This is a genomic window from Kitasatospora sp. DSM 101779 (assembly GCF_025655475.1).
Classification (GTDB): Bacteria; Actinomycetota; Actinomycetes; order Streptomycetales; family Streptomycetaceae; genus Kitasatospora.
Map to the genome: position 1 here is coordinate 2,166,527 of NZ_JAHTIK010000001.1, position 7,757 is coordinate 2,174,283.

The 7,757-nt window shown below is 75.7% G+C and carries 7 protein-coding genes; 3 read left to right on the forward strand and 4 right to left on the reverse strand.

Annotated elements, in window-relative coordinates; genetic code table 11:
* Nucleotides 1-92 precede the first annotated feature (92 nt).
* From KSNIM_RS10070 to KSNIM_RS10085, 4 genes are all read right to left on the reverse strand, one after another.
* Nucleotides 93-2,390, reverse strand: coding sequence for an ATP-binding cassette domain-containing protein (locus tag KSNIM_RS10070; RefSeq protein WP_263102887.1), 2,298 nt, complete (start codon nucleotides 2,388-2,390; stop codon nucleotides 93-95).
* Nucleotides 2,387-3,361, reverse strand: a complete 975-nt coding sequence (locus KSNIM_RS10075) for an HlyD family efflux transporter periplasmic adaptor subunit (RefSeq protein ID WP_263102888.1) — start codon at nucleotides 3,359-3,361, stop codon at nucleotides 2,387-2,389. The genes KSNIM_RS10070 and KSNIM_RS10075 overlap by 4 nt, the downstream gene beginning before the upstream one ends.
* The gene (locus KSNIM_RS10080; RefSeq protein ID WP_263102889.1) at nucleotides 3,358-4,608 is read right to left on the reverse strand and encodes a cytochrome P450; all 1,251 of its coding nucleotides are present in this window, start codon (nucleotides 4,606-4,608) and stop codon (nucleotides 3,358-3,360) included. Before KSNIM_RS10080 ends, KSNIM_RS10075 begins: the two co-directional genes overlap by 4 nt.
* A 104-nt stretch (nucleotides 4,609-4,712) precedes the next feature.
* The gene (locus tag KSNIM_RS10085) at nucleotides 4,713-4,877 is read right to left on the reverse strand and encodes a hypothetical protein (protein WP_179419324.1); all 165 of its coding nucleotides are present in this window, start codon (nucleotides 4,875-4,877) and stop codon (nucleotides 4,713-4,715) included.
* Between the two features lie 265 nt (nucleotides 4,878-5,142).
* Here KSNIM_RS10085 and KSNIM_RS10090 point away from each other — a divergent pair, with 265 nt between their 5' ends.
* From KSNIM_RS10090 to KSNIM_RS10100, 3 genes are all read left to right on the forward strand, one after another.
* Nucleotides 5,143-6,111 (forward strand): ABC transporter ATP-binding protein, encoded by a 969-nt coding sequence (locus tag KSNIM_RS10090; protein WP_263102890.1) that lies wholly within the window; start codon nucleotides 5,143-5,145, stop codon nucleotides 6,109-6,111.
* Complete coding sequence (locus KSNIM_RS10095; RefSeq protein WP_263102891.1) at nucleotides 6,108-7,001, forward strand: ABC transporter permease; 894 nt, start codon at nucleotides 6,108-6,110, stop codon at nucleotides 6,999-7,001. Before KSNIM_RS10090 ends, KSNIM_RS10095 begins: the two co-directional genes overlap by 4 nt.
* A gap of 131 nt (nucleotides 7,002-7,132) precedes the next feature.
* On the forward strand, nucleotides 7,133-7,757 hold a 625-nt coding region (locus KSNIM_RS10100; RefSeq protein WP_263102892.1), incomplete at its 3' end, for an NAD(P)-binding protein.

Here is a 7,757-nt window from a genome sequence, read left to right on the forward strand (position 1 = left end):
CTCGCCCAGGGCGGCGGCCAGCGCCGCCCGGTTGGCGGCGGCGGTCGCGGCCGGGCCGGCGGCTGCGGGGGCCGCCGGGGTCGTGGCGGTGGTCATACGGTCTCCTGGGTGCCGGTCGCCCGGTCGGCGAGCAGGGTGTCGGCCAGCAGGGTGCGGTACGGGCCCGGTACGGCGGCGAGTTCGGCCGGGGTGCCCTGCTGGACGATCCGGCCGCCCTCGATCACCACCACCCGGTCGGCGGCCTGCACGGTGCTCAACCGGTGGGCCAGCACCAGGCAGCTGGTGCCGCGGCGGCGCAGGTGCCCGTTGACGGCGGCCTCGGTGTGCGCGTCGAGGGCCGAGGTGGCCTCGTCAAGTACCAGCAGGGCGGGCTCCAGGGCGAGGGCCCGGGCGAGTTCCAGGCGCTGGCGCTCACCGCCGGAGAGGTTGCGGGCGTCCTCCTCGATCCGGGCGCCGTCCGGGCCCCCGCGGCGGCGCACCAGGTCGGCGGCCTCGGCGTCGGCGAGCGCCCGGTGCAGGGCGTCCTCCGGCAGGGTCGGGTCCCAGAGCGTGAGGTTCTCCCGGACAGTGCCCTCGAAGAGCCGCAACTGCTGTTCCACGTAGGCGACCTGGGCGGTCACCACGGCCCGGTGCCAGTCGTCGCGGGGGCGCCCGTCGAGCAGGACCCGGCCGCTCCAGGGCCGGAGCACCCCGGCGGCGAGCCGGGCCACGGTCGACTTGCCACTGCCGCTGGTGCCGACCACGGCGACCCACTCCCCCGGCCGGATCCGCAGCGAGATGCCGGAGATCGCCGGCGGGCGGTTGGGGTCGTAGCCGAAGGAGACATCCTGCAGCTCCAACTCACCGGTCAGCCTGACGGGTTCGGCGGGCGCATCGAGAACGGGGGCGAGGAAGGGATCGGGCTCGGTGGTCTCGACGTCCGCCAGCAGCGCGTTCTGCGCCCGGGCGATGGTGAACTCCGATCCGACGCCGACCAGTTGGCCGACCGGCAGGAGGAAGCCGTTGAGCAGCAGCAGGAAGGCCACCAGGGTGCCCAGGGTGAGCGAGCCGCCGAGCAGCAGCGAGGTGCCGGCCACCACCACGGTCGCGGTGGCGGCCGAGTTGAGCGCACCGGGCAGCGAGAGCGGCACGATCACCGCGGCCGTGACCTTCTGGCCGGTCTCCATCGCGCGGGCCTGCCAGCCCGCCCAGGACCGGAAGAAGGAGTCCTCGGCGCCCTCGGCCTTGACCGTCTCGATCGCCGACACCCCGGCGAAGGCGACGCCGTCGCGCTTGTACTGCTCGGCGTGCAGCCGGTGCACCAGGCCGCCGCGGCGCCGGTCGGCGACCCGCAGCGCCAGCACGTCCAGCACCGCCACGGCGACGGGCACCGCCGCGAGCCGGGGCTCCAGCCAGGCCAGCGCGCCCAGGTGGACGGCGGCCGAGGCGGCGGAGGCTGCGGCGCCCGCGGCCCGGTAGGAGAGCAGCGCGGCCAGGCCGTCGTTCATCTGCACCCGGGTCACCAGACCGCCGAGCTGCCGCCGGTGGAAGAACGAGCCGGGCAGCCGCAGCATCCGCCACAGGAAGCCGGACGAGCCGCGCGCCGCCATCGCCTCCAGCACCCGGTTGACCAGGCTCTGCTGCAGCCAGCTGCCGAACAGCACCGTCGCGGCGACCGCGGCGGCCGTCAGCGTCAGCGGCAGCGCCCAGGAGCCGGTGCCGGCCAGCGTCACCGAGGCGAGGTAGGCCCTCAGCAGGAACGCCGCCGCCACCCCGGGCACGGCCAGCAGCACGGCCAGCAGCACGGCGAGCAGCAGCGGGCCGGCGAACGGCCGCATCCGGGCGGCCAGGGCGTGCAGCAGGGGGAAGCGGCGGCCGCCGCGCTCGAAGTCGGGGCCCGGTTCGAAGCCGACCGCGATCCCGGCGAAGGACTCCCAGAACTCCTCGGGCGAGGCCGAATAGGATCCCAGGGAGGGGTCGTTGAGGTGGACGCGGCCCCGCCGGACGCCCTCGTAGACGGCGAAGTGCGGGCCGGTGACCAGCACCATCGACGGCACCGGCACCTGCTCCAGGCCGAGCAGCCGGCCCTCGGTGCGCACCACCCGGCGGCCGCGGGCGGTCAGCCCGTACCGGCCGGCGGCGCGGGCCACCGCGGCGGCGCTCACCCCGTCCCGGCTCACCCCGCAGGACCGGGACGCCTCCTGCAGGGTCACCCGCCGCCCGAACGCGCCGAGCACCACGGCCAGGCAGGCGGCGCCGCAGTCCTGCTCCTCCATCTGCGGCACGACCGGGGTGCGGAGGTAGCGGCGCGGCCTGCGTCGCCGCGGGCCCTTCGCGGGCTTCTGCCGCTCGGCGGCCGTGCCGGGGGTGGTGTCGGCGGCGGCCGGGGTCTCCCGGACGTCGAGGCTCATCGCGCCACCCCCTTGCCGAGCACGGCCTGGTACGGGTGGCGGGCGCCGAGGTCGAGGTCGACGGTCACCGGCAGCGGGCCGGGCAGAGCGACCGCCGACTGCTGTGCAGCGGGCGGGAGTTCCGCGTACGCCGTCCAGATCGGGGCGGCGCCGGCGGGCAGGCCCGGCAGCGGCACGGGCAGCGTGCCGTCCAGTGAGTCGGCGCGGGCGGGCAGCGGATCGACGGCGGTGATCACGGCCCGGACGGGTGCACCACCGGGGACGGGGACCAGCACCGTCCGCCCCGGACGCAGCTCCCGGGCCCTCGTCGGGTCGGTGGCGAACAGCCGTACCGTCAGCGGGAGTCCGGCCGGGTCGAGGGTGAGGACGGGAGCACCGGGCGCCAGCACCCCCCCGGGGGCGGCCACCAGCGCGGAGACCGTCCCGGCCCGCTCGGCGCGGAGCTCGGACTGCCGCCCGTCGGCGCCGCGCACCACGGCCAGGGACTGCCCGGCCGCCACCCGCTCACCCGCGCCCACCAGCAGGCGGACGAGCGTGCCCGCCTGATCGGCGCGGACGGTCGCCGGAGCGGCGCCGTGGGCCACGACGGCGGGCACGGCCACGGTGTGCGGCAGCGTGCCGAACACCGCCCAGGCCGTCCCGGCACCGACCGCGAGCAGCAGCGCCGCCGCGGCGGCCGACAGCCGCGCGCCGACCAGCCCGACCGGCTGGTCCAGCCCCGGTTCGAGGACGGCCGCGGCGCGCCCGGCGGCGGCCGCGGTCGCGGACGGTGCCGCTGCCGTGTTTGCGGGCAGTGCCGCTGCTGCGGCCACTGCGCTGGGCGGTGGGGCGCCGGTCGGGGCCTCGGGCCCGCCGGCCACCGGCGGGGTCGGTGCCGTCGGCGCCCGCTCCTCCGCCGCGGCGGGCGTCGGGGTCGGTGCGGCTGCCGTGCCGCCGCGTCGGGTGCGCTTTCGGGTGGCGGTGCCGCTCATGCCTGTCCCACCTCCGTGAGAACCGGTCGGGGCGGGCAGTGCAGCGGGAGTTCGCGCAGGCCGCCGAAGACGAACTGGGTGCTCCAGGAGGCGGTCCTGGTGGTGAGCGGGGTGCTCAGCCCGCGGTGTTCGCCGGCTGCGGCGAGGCCCCACAGGACGGCGGCGCCGGCCATCAGGGAGAGCGGGGCGCCGAGGCAATGGTGCGGACCGTGGCCGAAGGCCAGGTGGCGCAGTTCGGCCCGGTCCGGGTCGAAGCGGTCGGGGTCGGCGAAGCGCCGCGGGTCGCGGTTGGCGGCGGCGTACAGCAGCAGGACGACCCGGCCTGCCGGGATCACGGTGCCGCCGACCTCGACGTCGCGGGTGAGGGCACGGGCGCTGGCCCGGACGGGGCTGCCGAGCCGCTGGGCCTCGTCGAAGACGGCGGCGGCGTCGGCGGGCCGCTCGCGCAGGCGCTCGGCGAGTCCGGGGGTGTGCAGCAGCTGCCAGACGGCGAAGGAGAGTCCCGAGGTGAGTGTCTCCAGGCCGTTGGCCAGCAGCATGACGACGAAGGCCAGCAGGTCCTGGTCGTCGAGCCGGCCCTCGCCGCGGGCGGCGGCGAGCCGGCTGATCAGGTCGTCGCCGGGCTCGGCCGCGCGGGTCGCGCAGAGGTTCTCCACGTAGCCGCGGAACTCCTCGAACTCCGCGTCGAGTTCGGCGATGCGGGCGGCGCCGTCGGTGCCGTCGAAGTCGTCGAGCAGGGAGCGGGCGACCAGGCGGGCCCAGCCGGTGACGCGTTCCTGCTCGGTGTCGGGGATGTCGAGGATCGCGCAGGAGACGGCGACCGGCAGTGGCACGGCCAGGTCGGCGACGACGTCGAACGAGCCTGCGGCGAGCAGGGGTTCGAGCATCCGCTCGACCGTGACCTCGATCCGCTCCCGCATCTGCTCCAGTCGGCGGGCACTGAAGGCGGTGGTGGCGAGCCGCTTGAGGCGGGTGTGGTCGGCGCCGTCGCGCATCGGCAGCATCCGGTCGACCACCCGGGAGAGCGCGGTGGCGCCGGCCCGGGGCAGGCCCACGGCGGTCGGATCGACGGCGGTGCCGGGGTGCATGAGGACGGTGACGATCTCCTCGTAGCCGGACACGACGTGCACCCGGCCGAGGTCGAGGACCGGGGCCCCGGCGAGCAGCCTGCGGTAGAGCGCGGGTGGGTCCTGCTGCGCGGCGGGCTGTTGGATGAACCGCGTCAGCTCGTGCCGGAGGCTGTCCATGCCCGGCTCTCCTCAACTGGGTCGGTGGCGCTCTGAGTTCGGGTGCGGAAACAGGGGTGCCGCGGTGGAACCCGCGAGGCGGGCCCACCGCGGCACAGGACCCGTTACTCCGCGGCGGTCTCGGCGACCGAGTTGGACACGGAGCTGAAGCTGGAGACCGGGCAGGCGGCGCAGGCCAGCGAGCTGACGCTGATGCCACCGTTGACGGTGTCGAGCTCCTCGACCTCGATGTCGAACTGCTCGTTCTCGGTGATCTCGTTCTCGGCCATGGTGGTCTCCCTCCGATGGTCGGCGCCGCTCCCCGGCCGGGGCCCGGTCACCGTTCTCCGCCGCTCGTCCGCCGGCCTTTTCTCCGACTCGCTCCCGGCGACGAGAAAAATATGCACCCGGGGCACAGGAGTGCGACAGTAAGGGATGTCAGGAATTCACCAGTAGAAAATGACACACCCTCGCCCATGACATTTTGAATACCCTCTGAGCTGCAGATATGTGGACTCTTGCATTTGTCGCCCCACACCCCTCACGCTGTATTCCATGACATCCACCATCAGCTCCGGAATTCCCGGGACGGCAGCCGTGGAGGTGCGGGACCTGCACCGCCGCTACGGCGATTACGAGGCGGTGCGCGGTGTGTCCTTCACCGTGGCCCGCGGCGAACTCTTCGCCCTGCTCGGCACCAACGGCGCCGGCAAGACGACCACGCTGGAGGTACTGGAGGGCTACCGCCCGCCGAGCTCCGGCACGGTCCGGGTGTTCGGCCTGGACCCGTACGCACAGGGGCCCGAAGTCCGCCGGCGCACCGGCGTGATGCTCCAGGAGGGCGGCTTCTTCCATGAGTTGACCGTCGCCGAGACGGTCGACTCCTGGCGGACCTTCCTCACCGGGCCGCGGCCGACCGCCGAGGTGCTGGCCCGGGTCGGCCTCACCGAACGGGCCGGGACCCGGGTCGCCCAGCTGTCCGGCGGCGAACGGCGCCGACTGGACCTCGCGCTGGCCGTGCTCAACGGCCCCGACCTGCTCTTCCTGGACGAGCCCACCACCGGCATGGACCCGGAGGCCCGCCGCACCACCTGGCGGATCGTCAAGGAGCTGCAGGCGTCCGGCACCACCGTCCTGCTGACCACCCACTACCTGGAGGAGGCCCAGCAGTTGGCCGACCGGGTGGCCATCATGGACCGGGGCCGGCTGGCCGCCGTCGGCACGGTGGAGGAGGTGCTCTCCGGCCACCGCACCCGGATCACCTTCCCGCTGCCGAAGGGCGTGAGCGAGGCCCAACTGCCGCAGGTGATGGGCGAGTCGGCGACCGTCACGGACGGCGTCGCGGTGTACACGGCGGCCCGGACCGCGCCGGCGCTGGCGGCGCTGCACGCCTGGGCGGCCGAGTGGTCGGTGGAGCTGGACGGCATCGAGGTGCGGTCCGCCTCCCTGGAGGACGTCTTCCTGGAACTGGCGCACGACGGCCGCGGCACCGGTGCGGCGCACGAAGGGGCGGGTGCACGATGACCACCACCGACACGACGGGCGCGCTCGCCGCCCACCGGACCGGAGCCGCCCCGGCACCGTCCGCCCGGCCGGCTGCACCGCACGGCTGGCTCGGCTACGCCCGTGGCCAGTTCCTGCTCTCCTGGCGGGTGTTCTGGCGCAACCGGCGCTCCACCTTCATCGGCTTCCTGCTGCCGGTGCTGCTCAACCTGGTGGTCGCGGCGCCGCTGCGCGGCAAGGAGATCGCCGGGGTGAACGCGGCCGGCTACACCACCGTCGGCTTCATCGGCCTGGCCCTGGTGACCTCCTTCATCAACCTGCTGAACGGCGTGGTCGCCCGCCGCGACGACCTGGTGCTCAAGCGGCTGCGCGGCACCGAGGTCCCGCCGACGGCGATCTTCGCCGGCCAGATCGGCGCCGGCGGCGCCGTGGTGCTGCTGCAGGTGCTGGTGCTCGGCGCGGTGTCGGTCGGCTGGTTCGGCGCGCAGCTGCCCGCCGACCCGTTGCTCTTCCTGCTCACCGTGGCCGGCGGCTACCTGCTCTTCGCGGTGCTCGCCGTGGCGCTCTCCGGCGCCACCCCCAGCGCGGAGGCGGCACCGATGGTGGCCACCCCGGTGCTGCTGCTCTGCATGTTCGGCAGCGGCGTGGTCGCCCCGCTGGCCTCCATGCCCGACTGGCTGCGGCCCGCCGCGCACGTGCTGCCGCTCGCCCCGGTCGTGGAGACCCTGCGGACGGCCTGGTTCGGCCGCGGCTTCGGCCACGAGACCTGGGCCGGCGCCCCGCTGGACCGGCTCGACCTGCTGCACGGCTGGGCGCACGCCGCACCCTCGCTGCTGATGATCGCCGTCTGGATCGCCGCCGCGGCCGTCCTCGGCCGCCGGCTGTTCCGCTGGGAGCCCCGGCGCGGCTAGAGCTTGTCCGACCGCCGCGCCGCCCGGCGCGCACCCCCGACCCGCCCGGGGGTGCGCGGGGTCGCCGACCGGGTGTGCGAGAGTGCGGACGGACGGATCGTCAACGGGCGGGTACGAGGAGCGTGGGCGCGGTGGCAGGGCGGGCTTCCGGCAGCGCGGCGGGCGGCGGCCGGGCGGACGGGGGCGGCGGGGCGGACGCCGTGGTGGTCGGCTCCGGGCCGAACGGGCTCGCCGCCGCACTGCTGTTCGCCGCGGCCGGCCTGGAGACCGTCGTGTACGAGGCCGCCGAGACCGTCGGCGGTGGCATGCGCACCGCCGAGACCACCCTGCCCGGCTTCCTGCACGACCTCTGCTCGGTCGCCCACCCGATGGCCCTGGCCTCCCCGTTCTTCCGTGCCTTCGGCCTCGCCGAACGGGTCGACCTGCTGCAGCCCCCGGCGCCGTACGCCCAGCCGCTGGACGGCGCCCCGGCCGGGATCGCCTACCGCGACCTGGACCGCACCGCCGAACGGCTCGGCCGCGACGGCCGTGCCTGGCGGGCCCTGTTCGGCCCGCTGGTGGAGCGCTGGCAGGGCACCGTCGACGCCGCGCTCTCCGACCAGCGCCGGCTGCCCGCCGACCCGCTGACGGCCCTTCGGCTGGGCCTGCGGATCGCCGAGTTCGGCACCCCGGCCTGGGACGCACGGTTCCGCGGCCCGGCCGCCCGGGCGATGCTCGCGGGCGTCGCCGCGCACGCCGTCGCCCCGCCGCGCGCCC